The sequence below is a fragment of the Citrobacter sp. Marseille-Q6884 genome, assembly GCF_945906775.1.
Taxonomy (GTDB): domain Bacteria; phylum Pseudomonadota; class Gammaproteobacteria; order Enterobacterales; family Enterobacteriaceae; genus Citrobacter.
Window position 1 is genome coordinate 1,263,899 of the sequence record NZ_CAMDRE010000001.1, and the last position, 22,547, is coordinate 1,286,445.

Consider the following 22,547-nt stretch of genomic DNA (forward strand, 5'->3'; position numbering starts at 1 on the left):
TAAAATTAACTTCTTTTAGGTTTCTCAATCCATTCCTGGTGAATGGTCAGACTATTATTTTAAGCAAGTGATTTAAATAATCATTTAGGGGATGCTATGCTCACAAAAAAGAAATGGGCGCTTTTTAGCCTATTGACACTGTGCGGCGGTACAATCTACAAATTACCTTCACTGAAAGATGCGTTTTATATTCCTATGCAGGAATACTTCCATTTGACGAATGGTCAGATTGGTAACGCAATGTCAGTGAACTCATTTGTGACTACCGTGGGTTTTTTCTTATCTATTTATTTTGCGGATAAGCTACCACGTAAATACACCATGTCTTTTTCGCTTATTGCGACGGGGTTGTTGGGGATCTATCTGACAACCATGCCAGGGTATTGGGGGATTCTCTTTGTCTGGGCGCTGTTCGGTGTCACCTGCGACATGATGAACTGGCCGGTGTTGCTAAAATCGGTTAGTCGACTTGGCAACAGTGAACAGCAGGGCCGCCTGTTTGGCTTTTTCGAAACAGGCCGCGGTATTGTAGACACGATAGTCGCGTTTTCTGCACTGGCCGTTTTTGCCTGGTTTGGCAGCGGGCTATTAGGGTTTAAAGCCGGTATCTGGTTCTACTCGGCAATCGTCATTATGGTCGGGATCATCATTTTCTTTGTGCTCAACGATAAAGAAGAAGCCCCGGCGGCAAAAGTACTTGATGCGGAAGACGCACCGAAAAATACCAGCATGACGTCGGTATTGAAGGACAAAACGATTTGGTTAATCGCCTTCAACGTCTTCTTTGTCTATGCCGTATATTGTGGATTAACGTTCTTCATCCCGTTCCTGAAAAACATTTATATGCTGCCAGTCGCGCTGGTGGGGGCTTATGGGATTATTAACCAGTATTGCCTGAAAATGGTGGGTGGCCCTATTGGCGGGATGATCTCAGATAAAATCCTGAAATCACCCAGCAAATACCTATGCTATACGTTTATGATCAGCACGGTTGCTCTCGTGCTGCTGATGATTCTGCCTCATGAAAGTATGCCGGTCTATTTAGGTATGGCGTGTACGCTGGGCTTTGGTGCGATCGTCTTTACGCAGCGTGCCGTTTTCTTTGCGCCGATTGGTGAAGCAAAAATTGCCGAAAATAACACGGGTGCGGCAATGGCGTTGGGGAGTTTTATCGGTTATGCCCCTGCGATGTTCTGCTTTAGCCTGTATGGCTACATTCTGGATTTAAACCCAGGGCTCATCGGCTACAAAATTGTGTTTGGCATTATGGCGTGTTTCGCTTTTTGCGGTGCGATTGTCTCCGTACTGCTGGTGAAACGTATTAGCCAAAGAAGGAAAATGCTGGAAGCTGCAGAAGCGTAACAGACTTCTACAGCTAAGAGTACGAAAAAGCCGCTGATGATCAGCGGCTTTTTCATCAGTGAAACTCACCAGCCTGGCTCGAAATAGAGTGAGGGTAAGAGTGTGGCGGAAATGTTGGTAATCATAAAATCCCATGTGTTACCCATCCAGTCACTATAGTCTTGTCCTGATTATCGATTTAAAGTCGTTATACGATATTTTTATAATTACAACGGTTGCGTAGAGAAATTCTTGTGGATGAATTCTTCAAGTCTCATCGCGATAATAAGGTGTACTTCTTGTGAGGGATGAACATCATCATTGAAAACATAGTGATGCGAAGTGTTAACCTCGGCTTCAGGCTCCGGCGTTTTATTGCCAGGGAAACGGTCGTGGGTGTCATACTCGAGCTCATCCGCTTTGCAAAATATTTCTGTCATACAGGCATTGCTGTCAAAGAAATGAATATTAATATCTTTATTTTCGGCAATCTTATCGACCAGCGCACGTAGTTTTTCATTGTGCAGAACAGATATTTGATGCAGGTCTTCTTGCTTTTGCGCGCGCTTGTGTTTGATTTTTGCGGTGACAGACAGATCGGGCATACCCATTACGATGAGATTTTTGACTCCCTGGTCGATTATTTTCTGAATGTTTTTTTCTTGTGCTTCAATGACCCTGTCTACGTCCTTTTTATGGAATGTCATATAGTCATTGGCACCAAATTCGACAATAACCAGATCTTTTTCTGAGAAATCAACGGCAGAGGTTTGTTGTGTCATATTGGAAACAAAGAAAAATGCCGGATTGATTTTTGAATAAGATGCGCTGACAGCACCGCCTTCAGCCTGATTCAAAAGTCTTTTATTAATTAAGTTTGGTGAGCATAAGAATTCCGGCCAGGTAAAACCATTGGTGAATCGGCCATCATAGTATTGATGACCTAAAGGGACCAATCCATGCGATTTTGAACTCATTCTGCCTTCTGAATCCGATAAACTGTCGCCGAGCACAACCAGTCTGTCGAAGGGTTCACTGACCGATTTTTGTGATGTGTTCGAGCATCCCTGAAACGATTGTGCCAGTTTGAAATTATGACTTTCAACGACATTATTTGAGTTTTTTACTTCATTGAAGGGGGTATAGCGCAGAGTGGTTATTTCCATACTGTTCTCCATTCTATAGAAGTGATATTTGCTATTAGGGCAAAATTCTGTGTTATTAAATGATGATTGCTTATTTGATTAAAATATTGTTTGCAAGAAAGATGAACCATAAAAAATTATTTATTGTCTCTCTTCATGGCAAGTTAATTGGGGGTTTGAAAGTCGGCTTTGATGTATAAAACGATGATGTTGTAGAGTTTCATGCTGATATTGTTTGCCAGGTTGTTGATGTACCGGGCATAAACTCAAAATGTAACATCACCGATAGTCAAACTTCCCCTTTCCCGCTACAGTTATTCATCCACGGCGAGTAAGGAGAAGGGCATGCTCTATATCTTTGATTTGGGTAATGTGATTGTCGATATCGACTTCAATCGCGTGTTAGGCACATGGAGCGATCTAAGCCGTGTCCCGCTGGCGTCGCTAAAGCAAAGTTTCACAATGGGTGACGCTTTTCACCAGCATGAACGGGGTGAAATAACGGATGAGGCCTTTGCCGAAGCCCTGTGTCATGAGATGGCGCTACCATTGAGTTATGAACAGTTTTCCCATGGCTGGCAGGCCGTTTTTGTCGCGTTACGACCAGACGTGATCGACATTATGCATAAGCTGCGCGAGCAGGGGCATCGTGTGGTGGTTCTCTCGAACACCAACCGCCTGCACACGACGTTTTGGCCGGATGAGTATCCCGAAGTGCGTCAGGCTGCTGACCATATCTATCTTTCTCAGGAGCTTGGCATGCGTAAACCGGAAGCGCGGATTTACCAGCATGTGCTGCAGTCTGAAGGTTTTTCCGCTGCGGATGCAGTCTTTTTTGATGACAACGCCGATAATATTGAAGGGGCTAACCAGTTAGGGATCACCAGCATCCTGGTCGTCGATAAAACGACGATCCCTGACTATTTCGCGAAGTTGTTATGCTAAAAAACGTGCATCAAAAAGTCCGGCATTCTATGCGTACGGTATGGGCCTGGCTAAAACTATTATGGCAGCGCATTGATGAGGACAACATGACTACGCTGGCAGGAAACCTTGCCTACGTTTCGTTGCTCTCATTAGTGCCGCTTATTGCCGTTGTTTTTGCTCTTTTCGCCGCATTTCCCATGTTTTCCGACGTCAGTCTCCAGCTACGGCATTTTATATTTGCCAACTTTATCCCGGCGACGGGCGACGTCATTCAGCGTTATATCGAACAATTTGTCGCGAACTCGAACAAAATGACCGCCGTTGGCGCATGTGGGCTGATTGTGACGGCGTTATTACTGATGTATGCCATCGACAGCGCGTTGAATACCATCTGGCGCAGTAAGCGCGTACGACCCAAAGTCTATTCCTTTGCCGTTTACTGGATGATTTTAACGCTGGGGCCGCTGCTGGCAGGGGCCAGTCTGGCAATCAGTTCTTATCTGCTGTCGCTGCGTTGGGCCAGCGAGCTCAATACGGTGATCGATGACGTACTGCGTATTTTCCCGTTGGTACTCTCATGGCTCTCGTTCTGGCTGCTTTACAGCATCGTACCCACTACGCGCGTACCTAACCGTGATGCGATTGTTGGCGCTTTCGTCGCCGCCGTCTTGTTCGAAGCAGGAAAGAAAGGTTTCGCGCTTTATATCACCATGTTTCCCTCATATCAGCTTATTTACGGCGTACTGGCGGTGATCCCCATTTTATTTGTCTGGGTGTACTGGACGTGGTGTATCGTCTTGCTAGGTGCGGAAATAACTGTCACTCTCGGGGAATACCGCAAACTTAAACAAGCCGCAGAACAAGAAGAAGCAGATCAACCATGATTGCATTAATTCAGCGCGTAACCCGTGCAAGCGTCACCGTGGAGGGCGCAGTGACGGGTGAAATCGGCCCAGGACTTTTGGTCTTATTAGGTGTCGAAAAGGATGATGATGAACAGAAAGCGAACCGCCTGTGCGAGCGCGTGCTCGGCTATCGAATTTTTAGCGATGCCGAAGGCAAGATGAACCTGAATGTGCAGCAGGCGGGTGGCAGTGTGCTGGTGGTCTCACAGTTTACGCTGGCGGCAGATACCGAACGCGGGATGCGCCCGAGTTTTTCAAAGGGAGCCGCGCCGGATCGGGCAGAAGCGCTATACGAGTACTTTGTTGAGCGTTGCCGCCAACAGGAAATGAACACGCAGACCGGTCGATTCGCTGCTGATATGCAGGTTTCGCTGGTTAATGATGGCCCCGTGACGTTCTGGTTACAGGTATGAACCAGCTTCCGGCGTGGTCGCGGGTAACAAGAGAGAATACAACTATGTATCACCTTCGAGTACCGCAAACAGAAGAAGAATTGGAGCGTTACTACCAGTTTCGCTGGGAGATGCTGCGTAAACCTTTGCATCAGCCAAAAGGCTCTGAACGGGATGCATGGGACGCGATGGCGCATCATCAGATGGTGGTGGATGAAGCGGGTAATCTGGTTGCTGTAGGGCGCCTGTATATCAACGCTGACAACGAAGCGTCTATACGCTTTATGGCCGTCGATCCGTCCGTGCAGGAGAAAGGGCTAGGCACGTTGATGGCGATGACGCTGGAATCCGTGGCGCGTCAGGAAGGGGTAAAACGCGTCACCTGTAGCGCTCGTGAAGATGCGGTCGAGTTTTTCGCTAAGCTGGGTTTTGTTAGCCAGGGAGAAATTACGACACCGCAAACCACACCGGTGCGTCACTTTTTGATGATAAAGCCTATCGCCTCACTGGACGATATTCTCCATCGCGGTGACTGGTGTGCGCAGTTACAGCAGGCATGGTACGAACATATTCCGTTGAGCGAGAAAATGGGCGTGCGTATTCAGCAATACACCGGGCAAAAATTTATTACCACGATGCCTGAGACCGGCAATCAGAATCCGCACCATACCCTGTTTGCGGGGAGCTTGTTTTCTCTGGCGACACTCACCGGCTGGGGCCTCATCTGGTTGATGCTGCGCGAGCGCCACCTGGGCGGGACGATAATCCTTGCCGATGCGCATATTCGATACAGCAGGCCTATCACCGGGAAACCTACCGCTATCGCTGATCTGGGTTCACTGAGCGGCGACCTCGACCGTCTGGCGAGAGGTCGTAAGGCGCGTGTTCAAATGCAGGTCGAGCTTTTTGGCGATGACACGGCGGGCGTGGTGTTTGAAGGCACATATATTGTGTTACCCGCGAAGCCGTTTGGCCCGTATGAAGAGGGTGGCAACGAGGAAGAGTAGGGGGCACAGCCCTACTCATCATCCCCTCAGTCTGCGCTTCATTCGTGTATGGCAACACGCCAGGCGATATCCCGCATGGCACTTCGTGCCGCAAGACTGATACCTGCCAGTTGAAAAAATCCATGGATGACACCCATATAGCGCTGGCAGGTGCACTCCACGCCTTGTTCCAGGAACCGTTGATATAGCGCTTCACCTTCATCGCACAGTGGGTCGAATTCAGCGGTGATAATGTGTGTGGGTGGTAACCCGCTGAAATCGTCCCGCCATAACGGACTGGCTTCCGGGTGCTTGAGGTCGGTATGCGGCAGATACATCTCGTAGCCGGACAGCAATGTGTCACGTGTGATGATGTAATCCTGCCCATTACGGGCGTAGCTCTCAAAACTCGCGGTTGCATCCAGCATGGGGTAGATCAGGATGAGCCGGGCGGGTTGCCATTGTTCTGTGGCTTTTAGACGTAATGCGCTGGTCAAAGCCAGATGCCCGCCAGCACTGTCGCCTGCAAGCGTGATGCGCCCGCGGTCTATACCCAGTTTTTCTGCATACTTCCAGATGATATTGGCCCCTCTTTCAGCATCGTCGTGCGCTGCAGGGTAAGTATGCTCTGGTGCGAGGCGATACTGCACTGCAATCACCCGACACCCGCTGTACAAGGCGAGTTGCCTTAGCGGGTTATCATGTGTGGCAAACCCACCACTGACAAAGCAGCCACCGTGATAATAAATGACGCAAGGTAGTGACCCCGTGGCGTTAAGGGGCGAAACAACGCGAAATGTCATGTTATCGAGCTCAATATCTTCAACCAGTAAGCGAGTTTCTGTTTCTCCGGCCAGTGCCGTGCTGGCGATGTAGCCGGCTCTCCGGTCATCAATATTCTGCTCACGCGAAGAGGGTCGTCCCGCTGCGATAAATGCTTCAACCAACTGTGCAATCCCGCTTTCCAGTGCCATTTCTCTATCCTTGATCTGTATGAATATACAGTGTTATAGCCTGGATATTAGCAAAAGAAAATGGAGAATGTGGCCAGGACTGTGATTCTGGAAAGTGGCTCGCAAAAGTACATTAATCACCTGCAGCGCGCTTCTCTTTAGAATTTACCGGGTGTAAATTGCTCGTGTTTTAATCTTAAGTGATATACTGGAGATATATATGAGCGTGATGGCTGGGCTGGATATGGGCAGAATTTTACTCGATTTATCAGATGAAGTGATTAAACGACTGGACGATCTTAAGGTGCAGCGCAATCTTCCCCGCGCAGAACTGTTGCGAGAGGCGGTTGAGCAATATCTGGAAAGACAGTCAAATACGACTATTTCCAATGCATTAGGCTTGTGGCAGGGCTGTGAAGAAGACGGTGTGGAATACCAGCGCAAACTGCGTGAGGAGTGGTAATGGCTAATGGGTCAGCACTTTTTGACACCAATATTTTAATCGATTTATTCAGTGGGCGGCGTGAAGCAAAACAAGCGTTGGATGCCTGGCCGCCGCAGAATGCGATTAGCCTTATTACCTGGATGGAAGTGATGGTGGGTGCCAAAAAGTATAATCAGGAGCACCGCACGCGCGTTGCGATGAGCGCGTTTAACATTATCGGAGTATCGCAGGAAATTGCCGAGCGAAGTGTTGCTCTGCGCCAGGAGTACGGGATGAAACTTCCGGATGCAATTATTCTGGCGACAGCGCAGGTTCATCACCTTGAACTGGTCACGCGTAACACAAAGGACTTTGCCGACATACCGGGCGTGGCGACGCCATACGAATTGTAACGTGGGCGACTTACGCCGCCCGATACACAGAGCGTTTACTCCCCTTCACCTGGAAACAGGAACGGGTTGATGGAACTGCGGGCAAAGCCCTCTTGTTCCATGTGCGCGTCCAGCATCAGTGAAGCGAGGTCGTCGGCAACGGCTTCCACCTTCGGGTCTTTTTCCTGATAAAGAATCTTCAGGTAAGTCCCACAGTCGCCACAGCTTTCAGCTTTAATAGCCGCCTGCTCGTTATCCAGCGACCAGTAGTTCAGATCGCGGCTCTGCTCGCAGTTACTGCATTTTATGCGTACGACATGCCACTCGGTTTCGCACAGGTTGCAATGCAGATAGCGCAGCCCCTGCGTGGTACCGATTTGTACTACGCTGGAGACTGGCATCGAACCGCAAACTGGGCAGTATTGACGCTGTTCGCCATATTCTGCGCGCGCTTTGCCAGGAATCAGGCTGGCCATCTGCGCCCAGTAGAGCGAGAGCGCAGCCCAGATAAACGGCGCTTTATCACTGCTGACAGAGGCAAAATCAGAGGCAAACAGCGCACTGGCCATCAGTTCCAGTTCTTGCTCTGAGGCTTTTTCCAGATTCTCGATCACGGCTAATGCAGGACCGCTCATTTCCGGCTTCAGCTCAGCAATTAACGATTGCAGCAGTTTTTGCCAGTGCTTATCGCGTGGCAGGACGTGGATATCCAGCGGCGGTTTGCCTTGATCGTTCGCTTCTTTGATGCGCGCGGTCAGGTCTACCTGCAGCGGATGGTCGTAAAGCACCACTTCCTGCGCATGGGCGATAAGCGCGGCAAAGCGCAGGTAATCACCCAGCGGGTTGTTTTCGGCCAGCTCGCGCAGACGCTCAGCACGGCGGTTATACAAATTTTTGAGTCTGGGGAACAATAACGGCGGAATCATATCCGCCGTGCGTTTCTCGCTCGAACCCAGCTCATCTTGCGGGATTATGCGAATACTCATTCAGATGACTTTTCCTGTTTCTGGCGGACTTCACGGTACCAGCGTGGGTGATGTTTCTTCGCCCATGAACGGGTAACCCATCCTTCCACCATCGCGGTAATGGTGCCTTTCACCCAAAGGGCGGCGTAAATGTGCACCATGATAACCACAATTAACGCTACTGCGGCAAATGAATGCAGCATTAACGCGAATCGGATCACCGGGATTGAGAAAGCAGGCGCAAAATACGGACGCCAGATGATCACTCCGCTCACCAGTAACAGGACCAGGAAGATAATCGCCGCCCAGAATACGCACTTCTGGCCGAAGTTATAACGTCCCGTGTCACCTACTTCCTCGTTGACGACGATCTTACGAATATTCTTCGCCCAAAAGATATCATCCCGATTGATTAGATTGTGGTGCCAGTAACGGAAAAACATGATGATAAACGAGGCAAACATAATCACGCCGACAAACGGGTGCACAATTCGCGCCAGTTGCGGGGTGCCCATGATGTGCATCAGCCAGTTAAAAGACGGGAAGAGAAAGCCCATCCCACTCACTGCCGCCAGCACGAAGCAGAAGGCGGTGATCCAGTGGTTGATACGTTCCGGCGCCGTGTAGCGCACGATGGTGTCACGTCGTTTCATTTGCGCACCTCGTCTTTTTCTTCATGCAGATTGTCTTCTTCCTCTTCCGCACGGTTCGGACCGACACCGACATAGTGGAAGATACTGGCCGCAAATGTTGCCGCGAAGCCGACGGCGGCCAGCGGTTTCCAAATGCCTTTCCAGAACTTCACGGTGGCGCTGATTTCCGGGTTCTCCGGCAGGCCGTGATACAGATTCGGCTTGTCGGCATGATGCAATACGTACATAACGTGCGTACCGCCAACGCCCGCGGGATCGTACAGACCGGCGTTGTCGTAACCGCGAGTCTTCAGCTCCGCCACGCGCTCGCCTGCCAGCGTTTTCATCGACTCTTTCGTGCCGAAATGAATGGCGCCGGTTGGGCATGTTTTCACGCAGGCGGGTTCTTGTCCTACCACGACACGGTCCACGCACAGCGTACATTTGTAGACGCGGTTGTCTTCCGGGTTGAGGCGCGGAACGTCGAACGGACAGCCTGCGATGCAGTAGCCACAGCCGATGCATTGCTCGGACTGGAAGTCGACGATACCGTTGGCATACTGAATGATTGCCCCTTCAGCCGGGCACGCCTTCAGGCAGCCCGGATCGGCGCAGTGCATACAGCCATCCTTTCGGATCAGCCACTCAAGTTTGTCGTTCTGTTCCACTTCCGAGAAGCGCATCACCGTCCAGGATTTGGCAGTCAAATCGGCCGGGTTGTCGTACACCCCAACGTTATTGCCCACTTCATCACGGAGGTCATTCCACTCTGAACACGCCACCTGACACGCTTTACAACCGATGCAGGTGGTGACGTCGATAAGCTTCGCCACTTCTTCCTGATGGCCCCGCGCCTGAGGCGCGGGGGTGAACCCGTTAGTGGCGGAACGACGAATAATGTCTTGCGATTGATAAGCCATAGGTCGTCTCCGTTACACCTTTTCCACGTTCACGAGGAAGGACTTAAATTCCGGCGTCTGCGTGTTCGCATCACCGACGAATGGCGTTAACGTGTTAGCGATAAAGCCTTTTTTCGCCACACCTTCGTAGCCCCAGTGAATAGGAATACCGATCGTGTCGATGTCCTTACCGTTCGCCTTCAGCGTGCGAATACGCTTAGTCACCACTGCCTTGGCTTTAATGTAGCCGCGGTTAGAGGAAACCTTGACGGTATCGCCCTGAGAGATGCCGAGTTTGTTCGCCAGCTTCTCACCAATTTCCACAAACTGTTCCGGCTGTGCGATGGCGTTAAGCAGCGCATGTTTGGTCCAGTAGTGGAAGTGCTCGGTCAGACGATAGGTTGTTCCCACGTACGGGAACTTATCGGCTTTACCCAGTGCTTCTTCGTCGCCTTTAAAGATACGGGCGGCAGGGTTAGAGATAACGTTCGGGTGCAGCGGGTTGGTTCCCAGCGGCGTTTCAAACGGCTCATAGTGTTCCGGGAACGGACCTTCCGCCATCTTATCGATAGCAAACAGGCGTCCCATCCCTTCCGGCTGCATAATGAACGGCCCAACGTTGCTGCCAGGTGCGGCGGCACTGTAGTCAGGAATATCCATCCCGCTCCATTTCGCGCCATCCCATTTCAGGATCTGACGTTTTGGATCCCACGGGTTACCCTGCGGGTCTGCGGATGCACGGTTATACAGAATGCGACGGTTGAGCGGCCATGCCCATGCCCAGCCCAGCGTATTGCCAAGACCGGATGGGTCGGCGTTATCACGACGTGCCATCTGGTTGCCTTCCGGCGTCCAGCTTCCGGCGAAGATCCAGCATCCGCTGGAGGTCGTACCGTCGTCACGCAGTTGGGCAAACGAGCTAAGCTGCTGTCCCTTCTTGACGATGACGGCGCCGGTGGCCGGGTCGGTAATGTCGGCCAGTGCCTTACCGTTGCTCTCCATCGCCACTTCTTCCGATGCCGGCTCATGCGGTGTGGAGTAGTTCCAGGTCATGCTCAGAACCTGCTCAGGATTCGCACCACCCTGTTCGGCATACATCTTACGCAGGCGCAGGAAGATACCGGCGAGGATCTCACCATCAGTAGCGGCGATCCCTGGGGCGTCCGCACCTTTCCAGTGCCACTGCAACCAGCGACCAGAGTTAACGATAGAACCGTTTTCTTCCGCGAAGCAGGTAGATGGCAGACGGAAAACTTCAGTCTGGATTTTCGACGGATCAACATCGTTCGACTCACCGTGGTTCTGCCAGAAGGTGGAGGTCTCGGTGTTGAGCGGATCGATAGTGACCAGGAACTTCAGTTTGGACAGTGAAGCCACAACTTTGTTTTTATTCGGGAATGAGGCGACCGGGTTAAAGCCCTGGCAGATATAGCCATTGACCTTACCCTGATTCATCATCTCGAAATACTGTAAAACGTCATACCCTTTATCCCACTTCGGCAGCCAGTCAAAGCCCCAGCTATTTTCCGCTGTTGCTTTATCACCAAAGAAGGCTTTCATCATTGATACGAAGAATTTCGGGTAGTTGCCCCAGTAGTTCACCTGACCTTCCAGCAACGGTTTTGGCGTGTTGGCGGCAAGGTAGGTTTGCAGGTCAGGTTGTTTTTCGCTCGGCAGTGTCATGTAGCCCGGCAGACTTTGTGACAGCAGACCCAAGTCCGTCAGACCCTGAATATTGGAGTGACCGCGCAGGGCGTTAACGCCGCCGCCAGCCATACCCATATTGCCAAGCAGCAACTGGATCATCGCCATGGTACGGATGTTCTGCGCACCGATAGAGTGTTGCGTCCAGCCCAGTGCGTACAGGAACGATGCCGTTTTATCTTTCGCGCTGGTTTCTGCGATGTATTCGCAGACTTTCAGGAAGTCGGCTTTCGGCGTACCGCAGATGTTTTCTACGACGTCCGGCGTGTAGCGGGAAACGTGCTGCTTCAGCAGATTCCAGACGCAACGCGGGTGCTGCAGAGTGACATCGCGTTTGGCGAAGCCTTTTTCATCCAGCTCGTAGTTCCAGCTGGTTTTGTCATACTTGCGTTTATCCGCGTCGTAGCCGGTAAACAGGCCATCTTCAAAACCAAAATCTTCACGTACGATCAGGCTGGCGTTGGTGTAGGCTTCGGTATATTCGCGGTTAAATTTTTCGTTATTCAGCAGGTACAGTAAAACGCCTGACAGGAAGGCAATGTCAGTACCGGAACGAATTGGGGCATAGAAATCGGCCACCGCAGCGGTTCGCGTAAAGCGAGGATCGATAACAATCAGCTTCGCGCCGTTGTGAATTTTCGCTTCCATCGCCCAGCGGAACCCGACCGGGTGAGCTTCAGCGGCGTTACCGCCCATCACCACAACGAGGTTGGCGTTTTTAATATCAACCCAGTGGTTGGTCATCGCACCGCGACCAAATGTTGGAGCAAGACTTGCTACCGTTGGTCCGTGTCAGACACGCGCCTGATTATCGACCGCGAGCATACCGAGCGCGCGGGAGAATTTTTGCGTTAAATAGCCGGTTTCATTACTGGAAGCGGAAGCACACAGCATCCCGGTAGAAAGCCAGCGGTTAACGGTTACGCCTTCAGCGTTCTGTGCAACGTAGTTAGCGTCGCGGTCTTCTTTCATCAGTTTAGCGATGCGGTCAAATGCCTCATCCCAACTGATTTGTTGCCACTTATCGGAGCCTGGTGCGCGGTATTCCGGGAATTTGAGGCGGCTTTCAGAGTGGATGAAGTCCACGAGACCAGCCCCTTTCGGGCAAAGCGCGCCGCGGTTAACCGGATGGTCCGGGTCACCCTCGATATGGAAGATGGATGCTTTGGCGTTTTTTGCGCCGTCACCGAGGCTGTACATTAACAGTCCACAGCCAACGGAACAGTAAGTGCAGGTGTTACGGGTTTCGCGGGTGCGCAGCAGTTTATATTGCCGTGTTTCCGCTAGCGCTACGCCGGGTGCAAAGCCCAGTGCCGCTGCCGTGGTGCCTGCCATACCGCCAGCGCAGATCTTAAAGAACTGCCTTCTGCTGACCTGCATGGTTCGCTCCTTGTTTCGACATTGTCACGTTCCCTTCGCCTTTCGGTAACGCGAATGCGAGGGAGGTGGTTGTTATTTTCTTTGCGGACGGGACCGCAAAGGTCCAGAATTGGGTGAATTTCCCTCCATCCAGGAGGGGTTTGTAAAGAATACCACAATGTTGGTATGCGTGTTCCAATATGGTTAAAAGAAAGTGAATAAGATTATTCAAGAAAACGTCCAGAATGTGACGACTATTACAGGATCGCGCCAGTTGACCCTCTGGAAACGCGAGGATTTGCAACATCCTCAGCCGGATGAGGTCGCTGAAGAGGTGCCTGTTGCACTGGTCTACAACGGGATATCACATGTCGTGATGATGGCATCCCCGAAAGATCTTGAGCATTTCGCAATGGGCTTTTCACTTTCTGAAGGCATTATTGAACGCCCGCAAGATATTTATGGGATGGAGGTGGTTCCTTCCTGTAACGGGCTGGAGGTACAGGTTGAACTCTCCAGCCGCCGCTTTATGGGGCTGAAAGAGCGTCGGCGCGCGCTGGCCGGGCGGACGGGCTGTGGCGTTTGCGGCGTGGAACAGCTCAATGATATCGGCAAGCCGGTGCAGCCGTTGCCGTTTACCCAGACGTTTAATCTGGCCAATCTCGACCGCGCCTTAAAGCATCTGAATGATTTCCAGCCCGTGGGGCAACGTACTGGCTGTACGCACGCGGCGGCATGGGTACAGCCGTCAGGGGATCTGACGGGCGGACATGAAGATGTGGGCCGTCATGTTGCGCTGGATAAACTGCTGGGACGGCGCGCGATCGAAGGGGAAACCTGGCAATCGGGCGCGGTACTCGTTTCCAGCCGTGCCAGTTACGAGATGGTACAGAAGTCAGCCATGTGCGGTGTGGAGATCTTGTTTGCCGTTTCTGCGGCGACGACGCTCGCGGTGGAAGTGGCTGAACGCTGCAACCTGACGCTGGTGGGCTTTTGTAAACCGGGTCGCGCAACGATTTATACGCATCCGGAACGCCTGGTCGTGGAATAACGCCACCAGGCCGCCAGAATACTGCCCGAAAACGCCAGTTCGATCACGACGGCAACGGGTGAGCCGACAATCACATTGTTCAGCAGCCAACACAGGCTGCCGCACAATGTGTATCCACGTAATTTATCGCGCTGTTTCTGAAACGATGCAAAGGTCATCAGCAGGCTCGCGACGAGCGGTAAGAGACTCCATATATCTCGCCACAGCCAGGCGCTACACAGTAGCGATCCCGCCATAAACCCCCACATCGCCCATTTGTGACATGTCACCATTGCAATAGCGTAGCGGCACGCGGCGATAATCATTAATCCCGCTGCAGCGCTTTGCCCTAAAAGATAAAAATGAATCGCAAGTAGGGATGTAGAACTCGTGAGCAGGGATAACGTAATGGCCCGGCGTTGAAAATGAAAGGCTGAGACATCAAGCAAAAAGCTCATGCCAGCCAGAACTTGAGAGAGGATAAAGGCATTCATTATGTGCGCCATCATGTGAACAGTGGCGGGACAATAATCGACGCAAAAATGTAACGCGTTAACCTTTGTTAAGGCGCTGACGAATCCGGGACAAGCTAACGGGCGTAATGCCGATATAGTTTGCGAGGTCTCGCTGAGTCAGTTGTGACTCCCAATCCGGGAAGTGTGTTTGTACGTACTGGTAGCGTTGCTCGGGTGTGTTGAGCAAAAACATTTGTTCTTTTTTCTCTTTGTAGATCAACTGCTGGACCAGTAGCTGTGTCTTGGTTTCCAGATTTTCCGGGGCGTCCAGCAACGACAACGCGATTTCACGGGTTTCGCCTGGCGTGATCATTTGCAGGCTGTAATCAGCGGGGGTTCGGGTTAGCCAGTTCAGGTAAAGAAAACAATATTCCCCGGCAAAGTAAAACTCTTTAACCCGTTCCGAGCCGTTATCAGAATGGTAAACGGCACGGGCAACGCCATGATGTAAAAGATGAATTTTATTTTGAGGTTCGCCCTGGCGCAGCAACCAGGTGCCCGCCACGTGAGTTCTTTTACGACCGCCAGACATCCATTTTTGAACCTGCTCGAATGACATTTTTTATCTCAAATAATTTGAATAAGACTGGCAAATCCTTCCGCTTTCAGTTGTGTGATGTGAGGGCTATTATTTATCACATCAAGGCACGGTGCCTTACTCAAACAACTAAGTTAAAGGGTTTATATCATGAAAAGCATCAAAACTTTTGTCGCAGTTATCGCTCTCGCTACTTCTTTCGGTTCTTTTGCTGCTCAGTCAGTGACTGCAACCGGCTCTACCCTGGAAAGTGCTGAAGCGAAAATTGCCGCTCAGGCAGAACGCGCAGGGGCCAGCGATTACAAAATCACTCAAGCTTACACCGGTAACCGCGTGCATATGACCGCTGAACTGCTGAAATAAGTTACCCAGTACCGTAGAAAGAGCGCCCTTGAGGCGCTTTTTTAGTTTATACCCACCATTCTCAACAGCGCGGTGACCACGGCTGCGGCGATAATCACCACGATCAGCGGCATTTTGCGCCAGGCGAGAAACACCGCAAAGGCCACGCCGAGCACGCGTGCCATCCCGGCAAAGTGTTCACCTTCGTAAAACGTCGTCGCCAGCGCGACGGAAAAGAGTAATACCGTTGCTGCATCGGAAAGCAGCGCCTGCGAGCGTTCCGAGAATGCCAGACGGCTCCCCAGCTTCGCTCCCCCCAGACGCATTAAATAGGTTCCCAGCGATAAGATGGCGATACCGGCGATAAACAGCGTCATGTTACCCATTATTTTTTCCTCGTCAGTAAGCCAAACAGTGAGAGCAACACCGGCAAGCCCACCGGGGCGAAAGGAAAGGACGCCAGTGACAGAGCGGCGCCGCTACAGGCGCGAATAAGCGTCGTGCGGTTTTTGAAGGCCGGTACCACTAAGGCCAGCAGAATGGCCGGGAATACGGCATCCAGTCCGATGGTTTCTGGCGCGGGGAGCAGTTTTCCTACGGCAGCGCCAATCAATGTGCCGACCGGCCAGAAAATGGCAACCCCCAGGCCGCACAACCAGTAGGCGGCTTTACGCTGCTCCGGTGTTTTTTGCGATAAGCCGAACACCACGCTTTCATCGTTCATAATATGGCAGCCGAGGAAACTGGCGGCGCGTGTGCCGACCAGGTCCCGCACCGTTACGCCAAACGGAACATGACGGGCGTTAACCAGTAAGCCCGCTGCCGCTGCGGCAAGCGGATTACCGCCGCTGGCGACAATGCCGATAAACATAAATTCCGATGCGCCAGCCAGAACCGTAATCGAGAGTACAAACGGCACCCAAAGCGGAAAACCGTAGGCCATGGCCAGCGAGCCGTAGGACATCCCCACCACACCGACGGCCAGGCACACTAAAAATATCGCTTTGATCGTGTCGCCTTTAAGACTGGAAAAATAATGTTTCATGCTGTTTTAGCCATATCGAACGAATTTCCATTATAATGAACGGAACAGATGTTGTTTACAAGTCGAACGATTCGTTCGATATAAAGAACGAGGCGTCATGTATGACCCAACCCATCGGTATAATTGCGAAGAGTCTGGTGCGTGAACGTCAGCGCACGGGTTTGTCGCTCGCAGAGATTGCGCGGCGTGCGGGGATTGCAAAATCAACGCTCTCACAGCTGGAAGCGGGTAATGGAAATCCTAGCCTGGAAACGCTCTGGTCGCTGTGTGTCGCACTGGATATCCCTTTTGCGCGGCTGCTGGAGCCGCAAGTGCAAAAAACTCAGGTGATACGTCGCGGTGAAGGGACGAAAGTGGTGGCCGAGCAGGCCCACTATCAGGCGATATTGCTGGCGGCTTGCCCGCCGGGCGCACGGCGGGATATCTATCTGTTGCTGACGCAACCGGGCGCAGACCGTATTTCACATCCGCATCCGCCGGGATCGGTTGAGCATATTATTGTGACGCAAGGAAAAGCGCTGGTAGGGCTGACGGAAGCGCCAGAGGAATTAGCGGAGGGCGACTATATTTGTTATCCCGCAGATCAGGAACATATCTTTAAAGCGCTGGAGCCTGACACACAGGCGATTCTGGTGGCAGAGCAGAATTAGCCGTTATGCCGGATGCGGCGCATAAGCACCGTATCCGGCTGACAAACCTACGCCAGATAAAAGACTTCTTTTAGCTCTGTACTGACCGGGCTGTTGTCCGCATTGGCGGGCATCACATCACGCATATGCTTCCACCAACGTTGACACACCTCCGTACTGGCCACCGCATTCCAGCGCTCTTCCGATTCTATTTCGACGGTAGCGAACAGTAGATGGCGTTCTGGATCGAGATAAATCGCATAGTGATGCGCGCCGTGGGATTTCAGTACCGTTTCCAGCTCCGGCCAGATGGGATTATGACGACGCTGGTACTCAGCGTGCGCGTCGGCATGCACCTGCATCACAAAGGCTTTGCGGATCATAACGCCTCCAGATACAGCTCGCGGACTTCGTCGCGGCTGGCGGTACGCGGATTGCACGGTGCGCACGGGTCGGCGAGCGCTTTGTCCAGCCAACCTTCGATATCTTCTTTCGTTACGCCAAGCTGACTGAAACCGGTTGGAATGCCCACGCGTTTGCTTAATGCGCGGATAGCGTTGATGGCTTCCATGCTTGCGGTTTCATCGCTCATATCACGCGTATCGACACCCATCGCCTGGGCCACGCGGGCAAAACGCGCCACGGCATTCGGGCGGTTAAAGTTCTCGATAATCGGCAACAGGATGGCATTACAGACGCCGTGTGGCAGGTTGTGCGTTGCGCCTGGCTGGTGCGCCAGCGCGTGTACCAGACCAAGGCCGGCACTGTTAAAGGCCATGCCCGCCAGGTACTGGCCGAATGCCATTTGCTCACGAGCTTCGAGATTGTGACCATCATCAACCGCTTTTGGCAGCCACAGGTTAATGAGACGAATCGCTTCCAGCGCGTTGGCGTCGGTCAAAGGATGCGCACCCACGGAAACATAGGCTTCAACGGCATGCGTCAGGGCGTCCATACCGGTTGCGGCGGTAACGGAAGCCGGAATCTCCAACATTACGCTGGCATCATCGACGGCGATATCGGGGATGATGTTCGGGTCGATGATGACCTCTTTCACCTTACGTGCAGAATCAATAATGACGGCATTACTGGTCATTTCTGCCGCTGTGCCGGCCGTCGTGTTAATCGCAACCAGCGGTACGCCTGCGTTTTTTACTTTCCCTACGCCGGAATACGCGGTGGATGGGCCCGGGTTTGCGGTCAGGATTTTCACCGCTTTAGCGGTATCGATAGGGCTGCCGCCGCCGAAAGCAATAATGTAATCACATTTTGCATCCTGGTAGGCTGCAAACCCTTGCTGCACCAGTTCTTCCGTCGGATTTGGGAACACCTCATCGAACAGATGCCAGGACATATGATGCTCATCCAGCGCGGCAAACAGGCTATCCAGCAGGCCCAGTTTGACCAACTGACCATCGGTAACGATTAACGCTTTTCCCCATTGCTTGTTTGCGACGAGGTTGACCATATCGCCAATTGCGCCAGCGCCATGCAGACTGATTTTTGGAAGTGCCAACATAAAGCTCATGAATACTCTCCTTAACATAGATCCCTGTAAGCCGGAGAAGGTGAAACCGTCATCCGGCATGCGTTTGAGGGTGGTATCAGTACAGCTCTACTGCGCTGGCAAGCGGGGTCACGCCAAAACGTTTGCCGAGAGCAATCAGCTCCTCGCGCGTGATGGTTTGCTTCATACTGCCCATCGAATACACTTTGACTAAAATTTCAGCAGATTTCTCTGCGGTATCTATCAAACCAAACGCGTCATCGATCGTGGGGCCACTGCCGAATACACCGTGGAATGGCCACAGCACCAGCGAATGCTTCTGCATTTCCTCGGCAGTCGCCTGGCCGATTTCATCAGTACCGGGCACCATCCACGGTAGAATGCCGACACCATCCGGGAAGACGACCAGACACTCGGTGCTGCCTTCCCACAGTTTGCGGGTTATCAGCGCGGTGGTGTTTTCCAGTACGTAGGTCAGGGCGATTAAATTGGTGGCGTGGCAGTGCATGATCACGCGATCTTTGCCGTGAGTGGCTTTTATGCGCTCGCAGTGAGAGAGGAAGTGCGCAGGCAGTTCGGAAGTGGGCACGGCTTCATGCGTCAGACCCCACAGGATGTGGTAGCCCGCGCCATCGCTGTCTATTTTGACCACGCCCAGGTTAGCCGCCGGATCAAGCTGGACGTTTCGAAAGAATTTGCCGGAACCGGTGACGATAAATGGCGTGTTCGCCAGCAGCGGCATCGGCTGACTCAGCGCGATATAGCGTGGTTTTTCGTGGAAATCAGCGGCAAAAGGCGCGATATCCGCCTCATCCAGACGTAACGTCAAATTACCGCCATTGCGCTCATCCCACCCTTTCAGCCAGGCATCGGAAGTGGCTTTGATCATCCCCTGGACGAACCAGGAATTAGTTATGTTCTGCATAGTTTATACCTGTCTTATTCAATGCCGGATGCGCGCAGCCGCCATCCGGCCAAAAGGGTTAGTGACGTTGACTCAGGATCTCTTTTTCATAGGCACGCACACTTTCCAGCCACTGGCTGCCTGCCGGGGTGTCGTGGCGCTGGCAATACATTTCCCAGACCGCCTGCCAGGGCAGCGATTTCTGCTCTTCCAGCAGCGCCAGACGTGCGGTGTAGTCGCCGCTGGCTTCGAGCTGACGCAGTTGTCCGGTTGGTTCTAACAGCGCGCGCAACAGGGCTTTTTTCATGTTGCGGGTACCGATAACCCATGCGGCAATACGGTTGATGGAGGCGTCGAAGAAATCGAGGCCAATGTGTACGCGGTCGAACAGGTTGTGGCGCACGATCTCACTGGCAATCGCCTGGGTTTCATCATCCAGCAGCACCACGTGGTCGCTGTCCCAACGCACCGGACGGCTGACGTGCAGCAGCAGGCGCGGTACATACAGCATGGCGGCTGAGATCTTGTCGGAAATCACTTCAGTCGGATGGAAGTGACCTGCATCGAGGCACAGTGCGGTCTGGCGGCTGGTGGCATAACCCATATAGAACTCGTTGGAGCCGACGGTGTAGCTTTCTGCGCCGATGCCAAACAGCTTGCTCTCGACGGCATCAATATGATGCGCCGGGTCGAATTTCTCGCTGATTACGTCATCCAGTGCGTCCAGCAGACGCTGGCGTGGCGCTAAACGGTCAACGGTGATGTCTTTCATGCCATCCGGGATCCAGATGTTCATTACCGACGGCGTGCCCAGTTGCTCGCCAAAATAGGCGGATATGCGACGGCTGGCTTTACAGTGGTCAATCCAGAATTGACGGATGTTGTCATCAGCGTGCGCCAGCGTGAAACCGTCTGCGCTCAGCGGGTGAGAGAAGCAGGAGGGGTTAAAATCCAGACCCAACTGGTTTGCTTTCGCCCATTCCACCCAGTTTTTGAAATGCTCCGGTTTGATTTGATCGCGGGCGACCGGTGTCTCCGATTCCAGATAGATCGCGTGCAGGTTCAGACGTTTTGGCCCTGGGATCAGACTTAACGCCTGCTCCAGGTCGGCCCGCAGTTCGACGGCATTTCGTGCTTTGCCGGGATAGTTACCGGTCGCCTGAATTCCGCCGGTCAGGGAGCCTTCCGGGTTTTCGAACCCGGCGACATCATCACCCTGCCAGCAGTGCATGGAGACCGGCAGACGATCAAGCTGACGTAATGCTTCCTCGACGTCGATACCGACTGCGGCGAAACGCAGTTTTGCCAGTTCCCAGGCTTGTTCAAGTTGAGTGGTCATGCGCAAAGCTCCTTTATCTGTCGTGTGGTTTGAAACTGCGCCTGGTGGCGGGCAATTTCACTTTCAGGATTTGGAATGAAGGTGGTCAGGTCGTAGTTCGTGCTCACCACCTGGCGGAAATCATCGACGTTATCCAGCTCGTCCAGCGTCATGAGCTGGACGCCAATGTTGCCGAGCGTAGAGGCTTCAATCGGGCCGGACATGACGCGGATACCGCAGGCATCAGCACAGAGCTGGTTAAGTAATGCGTTCTGGCAACCGCCGCCGACAATGTGTAACTGGCTGAACGGTTCGCCACGCAGGTCGGCCAGTTCCTGGAGGACATCGGCATACAGCAGCGCCAGGCTGTCGAAAATACAGCGAGCCAGTTCGGCATCTTGCGTGGGAACGGGTTGCCCTGATTCACGGCAGGCCGCCTGAATTTCCGCGCTCATATCTGTGGGGTTGATAAAGCGATCGTCATTGGGATTGATCAGAAACTGGCAGGCCGGCAGTGTTTGCGTTTGCGCGATGAGTGCAGGCAGATCGGTAATCTGGCGCTCGTGTAAGACGCGCTGAAGCAGCCACAGCCCCATGATGTTTTTCAGTACCCGATAACGACCTTCCGCACCGCCTTCGTTAGTGATATTGGCCGCCAGCGCCGCGTCATTGGTATAGGGCGTTCTGCTCTCAAAACCCATCAGCGACCAGGTGCCGGATGAGAGATAAGCGCTGTTTTTGTCGGCCAGCGGTGAAGCGATCACCGCGCTGGCCGTGTCGTGACTGGCAACGGCAACGACGGGAATGTGATTTTTCTGCGGGCAAATCCAGTTGCCAATCACGTTTCCGGGATGTGTGGGGCGACCAAACCAGGCGCTGTCTGCACCGGTCCATGCCAGCAGGGTGTCATCCCAATCGTCGTTATTGATATTCACCAGTTGAGTTGTGGTCGCGTTGGTGTATTCCCAGTTCATTTCCCCGGTCAGACGGTAGCTGAAGTAATCGGGGATCAGTAAGGCGTGCGCCACCCGGGAGACCAGCTCAGGCTGCTGTTCTACCAGGGCGCGGAGCTGATATAAGGTGTTAAAGGGCAAAAACTGGATGCCGCTGCGGCGATAGATCTCGCCTTTACCCAGCTGCTCTATTGCGTGCGACATCACGCCTGTCGTGCGGTTATCGCGGTAAGAGACGGGCAGCCCGACACGCTGACCGTTTTTATCGATCAGGACGTAATCCACCCCCCAGGTGTCGATACCGATACTGTCTATCCGAATGCCTTCGTCGCAGACTTTTTTCAGTCCCAGACGAATATCGCTTTCCAGGCTGTCGATATCCCAGGTGTCAAAACCATCGGTTTTTTGCAGACAATTAACGAAGCGATGGATTTCACGCAGCGTCAGGGTGCGGTGTTCATTGTCGTAACGCGCCAGCATTACGCGCCCGCTGGATGCGCCGAGATCGACTGCGACACAATGGCGAAAAGTCATAGCGAGGTCCTTCTGAGTTTTATTGCACTCAGTCTAAGAACCCGCGAAAACACGTACCTTCTCGCCAGTGACAGCCACAATTCGCGGCTGGCAACGTGGCAAAGGTGAACGTGATAGTGTTCACAATTTGAGGTAATGAGGCCGATTTCGCCTGATGTGACCCCTTCCGCAATTCCTGATGTTTCCCGCCATTTCTTGAAGAATTGAC

At 52.6% G+C, this 22,547-nt stretch carries 25 protein-coding genes; 10 read left to right on the forward strand and 15 right to left on the reverse strand.

The features are described from left to right. Positions 1 to 96 precede the first annotated feature (96 nt). The gene (locus tag N7268_RS06040; RefSeq protein WP_260862114.1) at positions 97 to 1,362 is read left to right on the forward strand and encodes an MFS transporter; all 1,266 of its coding nucleotides are present in this window, start codon (positions 97 to 99) and stop codon (positions 1,360 to 1,362) included. Positions 1,363 to 1,568: 206 nt separating this feature from the next. Here N7268_RS06040 and N7268_RS06045 read toward each other — a convergent pair whose 3' ends face one another. Next, complete coding sequence (locus N7268_RS06045) at positions 1,569 to 2,507, reverse strand: SGNH/GDSL hydrolase family protein (RefSeq protein WP_260862115.1); 939 nt, start codon at positions 2,505 to 2,507, stop codon at positions 1,569 to 1,571. Positions 2,508 to 2,831: 324 nt separating this feature from the next. On the opposite strand from N7268_RS06045, the gene yihX reads away from it, so the two are divergent. The 4 genes from yihX to fabY are packed head-to-tail and all read left to right on the forward strand — an operon-like array spanning position 2,832 to position 5,717. Continuing rightward, on the forward strand, positions 2,832 to 3,431 hold the full coding sequence (yihX, locus tag N7268_RS06050; protein WP_260862116.1) for a glucose-1-phosphatase: 600 nt from the start codon (positions 2,832 to 2,834) through the stop codon (positions 3,429 to 3,431). Next, positions 3,425 to 4,297 carry a virulence factor BrkB family protein gene (locus tag N7268_RS06055; RefSeq protein ID WP_260862117.1) on the forward strand — a complete coding sequence of 291 codons (873 nt, stop codon included), beginning with the start codon at positions 3,425 to 3,427 and terminating at the stop codon, positions 4,295 to 4,297. The genes yihX and N7268_RS06055 overlap by 7 nt, the downstream gene beginning before the upstream one ends. Next, positions 4,294 to 4,731: a D-aminoacyl-tRNA deacylase gene (gene dtd, locus N7268_RS06060; RefSeq protein ID WP_198907290.1), complete on the forward strand. Its 438-nt coding sequence runs from the start codon at positions 4,294 to 4,296 to the stop codon at positions 4,729 to 4,731. The genes N7268_RS06055 and dtd overlap by 4 nt, the downstream gene beginning before the upstream one ends. Before the next feature lie 44 nt (positions 4,732 to 4,775). Further along, positions 4,776 to 5,717 (forward strand): fatty acid biosynthesis protein FabY, encoded by a 942-nt coding sequence (gene fabY, locus N7268_RS06065; protein ID WP_260862118.1) that lies wholly within the window; start codon positions 4,776 to 4,778, stop codon positions 5,715 to 5,717. Positions 5,718 to 5,755: 38 nt separating this feature from the next. Here the strand turns inward: fabY and N7268_RS06070 are convergent, their stop codons facing one another. Further along, positions 5,756 to 6,670, reverse strand: a complete 915-nt coding sequence (locus N7268_RS06070; protein ID WP_260862119.1) for an alpha/beta hydrolase — start codon at positions 6,668 to 6,670, stop codon at positions 5,756 to 5,758. 199 nt (positions 6,671 to 6,869) lie between these two features. Here N7268_RS06070 and N7268_RS06075 point away from each other — a divergent pair, with 199 nt between their 5' ends. Together N7268_RS06075 and N7268_RS06080 are read left to right on the forward strand one after the other, a co-directional pair. Then, positions 6,870 to 7,112 carry a CopG family transcriptional regulator gene (locus N7268_RS06075; RefSeq protein WP_260862120.1) on the forward strand — a complete coding sequence of 81 codons (243 nt, stop codon included), beginning with the start codon at positions 6,870 to 6,872 and terminating at the stop codon, positions 7,110 to 7,112. Beyond that, positions 7,112 to 7,486 (forward strand): type II toxin-antitoxin system VapC family toxin, encoded by a 375-nt coding sequence (locus tag N7268_RS06080; RefSeq protein ID WP_260862121.1) that lies wholly within the window; start codon positions 7,112 to 7,114, stop codon positions 7,484 to 7,486. The genes N7268_RS06075 and N7268_RS06080 overlap by 1 nt, the downstream gene beginning before the upstream one ends. 35 nt (positions 7,487 to 7,521) lie before the next feature. On the opposite strand, the gene fdhE is transcribed toward N7268_RS06080, so the two are convergent. The 4 genes from fdhE to fdnG are packed head-to-tail and all read right to left on the reverse strand — an operon-like array spanning position 7,522 to position 13,045. Further along, positions 7,522 to 8,451: a formate dehydrogenase accessory protein FdhE gene (fdhE, locus tag N7268_RS06085; RefSeq protein WP_260862122.1), complete on the reverse strand. Its 930-nt coding sequence runs from the start codon at positions 8,449 to 8,451 to the stop codon at positions 7,522 to 7,524. Further along, entirely contained in the window at positions 8,448 to 9,083 is a 636-nt protein-coding gene (fdoI, locus tag N7268_RS06090) for a formate dehydrogenase cytochrome b556 subunit (RefSeq protein ID WP_198907294.1), read from the reverse strand. Before fdoI ends, fdhE begins: the two co-directional genes overlap by 4 nt. Then, positions 9,080 to 9,982: a formate dehydrogenase O subunit beta gene (fdoH, locus tag N7268_RS06095; protein WP_260862123.1), complete on the reverse strand. Its 903-nt coding sequence runs from the start codon at positions 9,980 to 9,982 to the stop codon at positions 9,080 to 9,082. Before fdoH ends, fdoI begins: the two co-directional genes overlap by 4 nt. Positions 9,983 to 9,994: 12 nt before the next feature. Then, positions 9,995 to 13,045, reverse strand: coding sequence for a formate dehydrogenase-N subunit alpha (gene fdnG / locus N7268_RS06100; protein ID WP_260862124.1), 3,051 nt, complete (start codon positions 13,043 to 13,045; stop codon positions 9,995 to 9,997). Positions 13,046 to 13,238: 193 nt separating this feature from the next. Between fdnG and fdhD the strand changes: the two genes are divergently transcribed. Next, positions 13,239 to 14,075 carry a formate dehydrogenase accessory sulfurtransferase FdhD gene (gene fdhD, locus N7268_RS06105; RefSeq protein ID WP_260862125.1) on the forward strand — a complete coding sequence of 279 codons (837 nt, stop codon included), beginning with the start codon at positions 13,239 to 13,241 and terminating at the stop codon, positions 14,073 to 14,075. Here fdhD and N7268_RS06110 read toward each other — a convergent pair. Then, a complete protein-coding gene (locus tag N7268_RS06110; RefSeq protein WP_260862126.1) occupies positions 14,042 to 14,548 on the reverse strand; it encodes a YgjV family protein in 507 nt (168 codons plus the stop codon). The genes fdhD and N7268_RS06110 overlap by 34 nt on opposite strands. Positions 14,549 to 14,606: 58 nt before the next feature. Then, positions 14,607 to 15,128 (reverse strand): Crp/Fnr family transcriptional regulator, encoded by a 522-nt coding sequence (locus N7268_RS06115; protein ID WP_260862127.1) that lies wholly within the window; start codon positions 15,126 to 15,128, stop codon positions 14,607 to 14,609. Between the two features lie 129 nt (positions 15,129 to 15,257). Here N7268_RS06115 and N7268_RS06120 point away from each other — a divergent pair, with 129 nt between their 5' ends. Continuing rightward, positions 15,258 to 15,470 carry a DUF1471 domain-containing protein gene (locus tag N7268_RS06120; RefSeq protein WP_196209881.1) on the forward strand — a complete coding sequence of 71 codons (213 nt, stop codon included), beginning with the start codon at positions 15,258 to 15,260 and terminating at the stop codon, positions 15,468 to 15,470. A 41-nt stretch (positions 15,471 to 15,511) separates the two neighbouring features. Here the strand turns inward: N7268_RS06120 and N7268_RS06125 are convergent, their stop codons facing one another. After that, entirely contained in the window at positions 15,512 to 15,835 is a 324-nt protein-coding gene (locus N7268_RS06125; protein ID WP_198907299.1) for an AzlD domain-containing protein, read from the reverse strand. Continuing rightward, positions 15,835 to 16,494, reverse strand: coding sequence for an AzlC family ABC transporter permease (locus N7268_RS06130; protein ID WP_260862128.1), 660 nt, complete (start codon positions 16,492 to 16,494; stop codon positions 15,835 to 15,837). Before N7268_RS06130 ends, N7268_RS06125 begins: the two co-directional genes overlap by 1 nt. 101 nt (positions 16,495 to 16,595) lie before the next feature. Between N7268_RS06130 and N7268_RS06135 the strand changes: the two genes are divergently transcribed. Beyond that, the gene (locus N7268_RS06135; protein ID WP_198907301.1) at positions 16,596 to 17,144 is read left to right on the forward strand and encodes a helix-turn-helix domain-containing protein; all 549 of its coding nucleotides are present in this window, start codon (positions 16,596 to 16,598) and stop codon (positions 17,142 to 17,144) included. Positions 17,145 to 17,191: 47 nt separating this feature from the next. Here N7268_RS06135 and rhaM read toward each other — a convergent pair whose 3' ends face one another. The 5 genes from rhaM to rhaB all read right to left on the reverse strand — a co-directional run bounded on the left by rhaM (position 17,192) and on the right by rhaB (position 22,339). Beyond that, entirely contained in the window at positions 17,192 to 17,506 is a 315-nt protein-coding gene (rhaM, locus tag N7268_RS06140) for an L-rhamnose mutarotase (protein ID WP_260862129.1), read from the reverse strand. Further along, positions 17,503 to 18,651 (reverse strand): lactaldehyde reductase, encoded by a 1,149-nt coding sequence (gene fucO / locus N7268_RS06145; protein WP_260862130.1) that lies wholly within the window; start codon positions 18,649 to 18,651, stop codon positions 17,503 to 17,505. The genes rhaM and fucO overlap by 4 nt, the downstream gene beginning before the upstream one ends. A gap of 76 nt (positions 18,652 to 18,727) precedes the next feature. Then, positions 18,728 to 19,555, reverse strand: coding sequence for a rhamnulose-1-phosphate aldolase (gene rhaD / locus N7268_RS06150; RefSeq protein WP_260862131.1), 828 nt, complete (start codon positions 19,553 to 19,555; stop codon positions 18,728 to 18,730). Between the two features lie 58 nt (positions 19,556 to 19,613). After that, the gene (rhaA, locus tag N7268_RS06155; RefSeq protein WP_260862132.1) at positions 19,614 to 20,873 is read right to left on the reverse strand and encodes an L-rhamnose isomerase; all 1,260 of its coding nucleotides are present in this window, start codon (positions 20,871 to 20,873) and stop codon (positions 19,614 to 19,616) included. Then, entirely contained in the window at positions 20,870 to 22,339 is a 1,470-nt protein-coding gene (rhaB, locus tag N7268_RS06160; RefSeq protein WP_260862133.1) for a rhamnulokinase, read from the reverse strand. The genes rhaA and rhaB overlap by 4 nt, the downstream gene beginning before the upstream one ends. Between the last annotated feature and the right edge of the window lie 208 nt (positions 22,340 to 22,547).

Excerpts from the sequence above, each read along its gene's own strand:
- dtd (WP_198907290.1), top strand. The coding sequence starts at position 4,294 with ATGATTGCATTAATTCAGCGCGTAACCCGTGCAAGCGTCACCGTGGAG.
- fdoI (WP_198907294.1), bottom strand. The coding sequence starts at position 9,083 with ATGAAACGACGTGACACCATCGTGCGCTACACGGCGCCGGAACGTATC.
- rhaA (WP_260862132.1), bottom strand. The coding sequence starts at position 20,873 with ATGACCACTCAACTTGAACAAGCCTGGGAACTGGCAAAACTGCGTTTC.
- N7268_RS06075 (WP_260862120.1), top strand. The coding sequence starts at position 6,870 with ATGAGCGTGATGGCTGGGCTGGATATGGGCAGAATTTTACTCGATTTA.
- fdoH (WP_260862123.1), bottom strand. The coding sequence starts at position 9,982 with ATGGCTTATCAATCGCAAGACATTATTCGTCGTTCCGCCACTAACGGG.
- N7268_RS06080 (WP_260862121.1), top strand. The coding sequence starts at position 7,112 with ATGGCTAATGGGTCAGCACTTTTTGACACCAATATTTTAATCGATTTA.
- N7268_RS06040 (WP_260862114.1), top strand. The coding sequence starts at position 97 with ATGCTCACAAAAAAGAAATGGGCGCTTTTTAGCCTATTGACACTGTGC.
- N7268_RS06135 (WP_198907301.1), top strand. The coding sequence starts at position 16,596 with ATGACCCAACCCATCGGTATAATTGCGAAGAGTCTGGTGCGTGAACGT.
- N7268_RS06045 (WP_260862115.1), bottom strand. The coding sequence starts at position 2,507 with ATGGAAATAACCACTCTGCGCTATACCCCCTTCAATGAAGTAAAAAAC.
- fdhE (WP_260862122.1), bottom strand. The coding sequence starts at position 8,451 with ATGAGTATTCGCATAATCCCGCAAGATGAGCTGGGTTCGAGCGAGAAA.
- N7268_RS06130 (WP_260862128.1), bottom strand. The coding sequence starts at position 16,494 with ATGAAACATTATTTTTCCAGTCTTAAAGGCGACACGATCAAAGCGATA.
- N7268_RS06055 (WP_260862117.1), top strand. The coding sequence starts at position 3,425 with ATGCTAAAAAACGTGCATCAAAAAGTCCGGCATTCTATGCGTACGGTA.
- yihX (WP_260862116.1), top strand. The coding sequence starts at position 2,832 with ATGCTCTATATCTTTGATTTGGGTAATGTGATTGTCGATATCGACTTC.
- rhaM (WP_260862129.1), bottom strand. The coding sequence starts at position 17,506 with ATGATCCGCAAAGCCTTTGTGATGCAGGTGCATGCCGACGCGCACGCT.
- rhaB (WP_260862133.1), bottom strand. The coding sequence starts at position 22,339 with ATGACTTTTCGCCATTGTGTCGCAGTCGATCTCGGCGCATCCAGCGGG.
- N7268_RS06125 (WP_198907299.1), bottom strand. The coding sequence starts at position 15,835 with ATGGGTAACATGACGCTGTTTATCGCCGGTATCGCCATCTTATCGCTG.
- fucO (WP_260862130.1), bottom strand. The coding sequence starts at position 18,651 with ATGAGCTTTATGTTGGCACTTCCAAAAATCAGTCTGCATGGCGCTGGC.
- N7268_RS06110 (WP_260862126.1), bottom strand. The coding sequence starts at position 14,548 with ATGAATGCCTTTATCCTCTCTCAAGTTCTGGCTGGCATGAGCTTTTTG.
- N7268_RS06115 (WP_260862127.1), bottom strand. The coding sequence starts at position 15,128 with ATGTCATTCGAGCAGGTTCAAAAATGGATGTCTGGCGGTCGTAAAAGA.
- N7268_RS06120 (WP_196209881.1), top strand. The coding sequence starts at position 15,258 with ATGAAAAGCATCAAAACTTTTGTCGCAGTTATCGCTCTCGCTACTTCT.
- rhaD (WP_260862131.1), bottom strand. The coding sequence starts at position 19,555 with ATGCAGAACATAACTAATTCCTGGTTCGTCCAGGGGATGATCAAAGCC.
- fabY (WP_260862118.1), top strand. The coding sequence starts at position 4,776 with ATGTATCACCTTCGAGTACCGCAAACAGAAGAAGAATTGGAGCGTTAC.
- N7268_RS06070 (WP_260862119.1), bottom strand. The coding sequence starts at position 6,670 with ATGGCACTGGAAAGCGGGATTGCACAGTTGGTTGAAGCATTTATCGCA.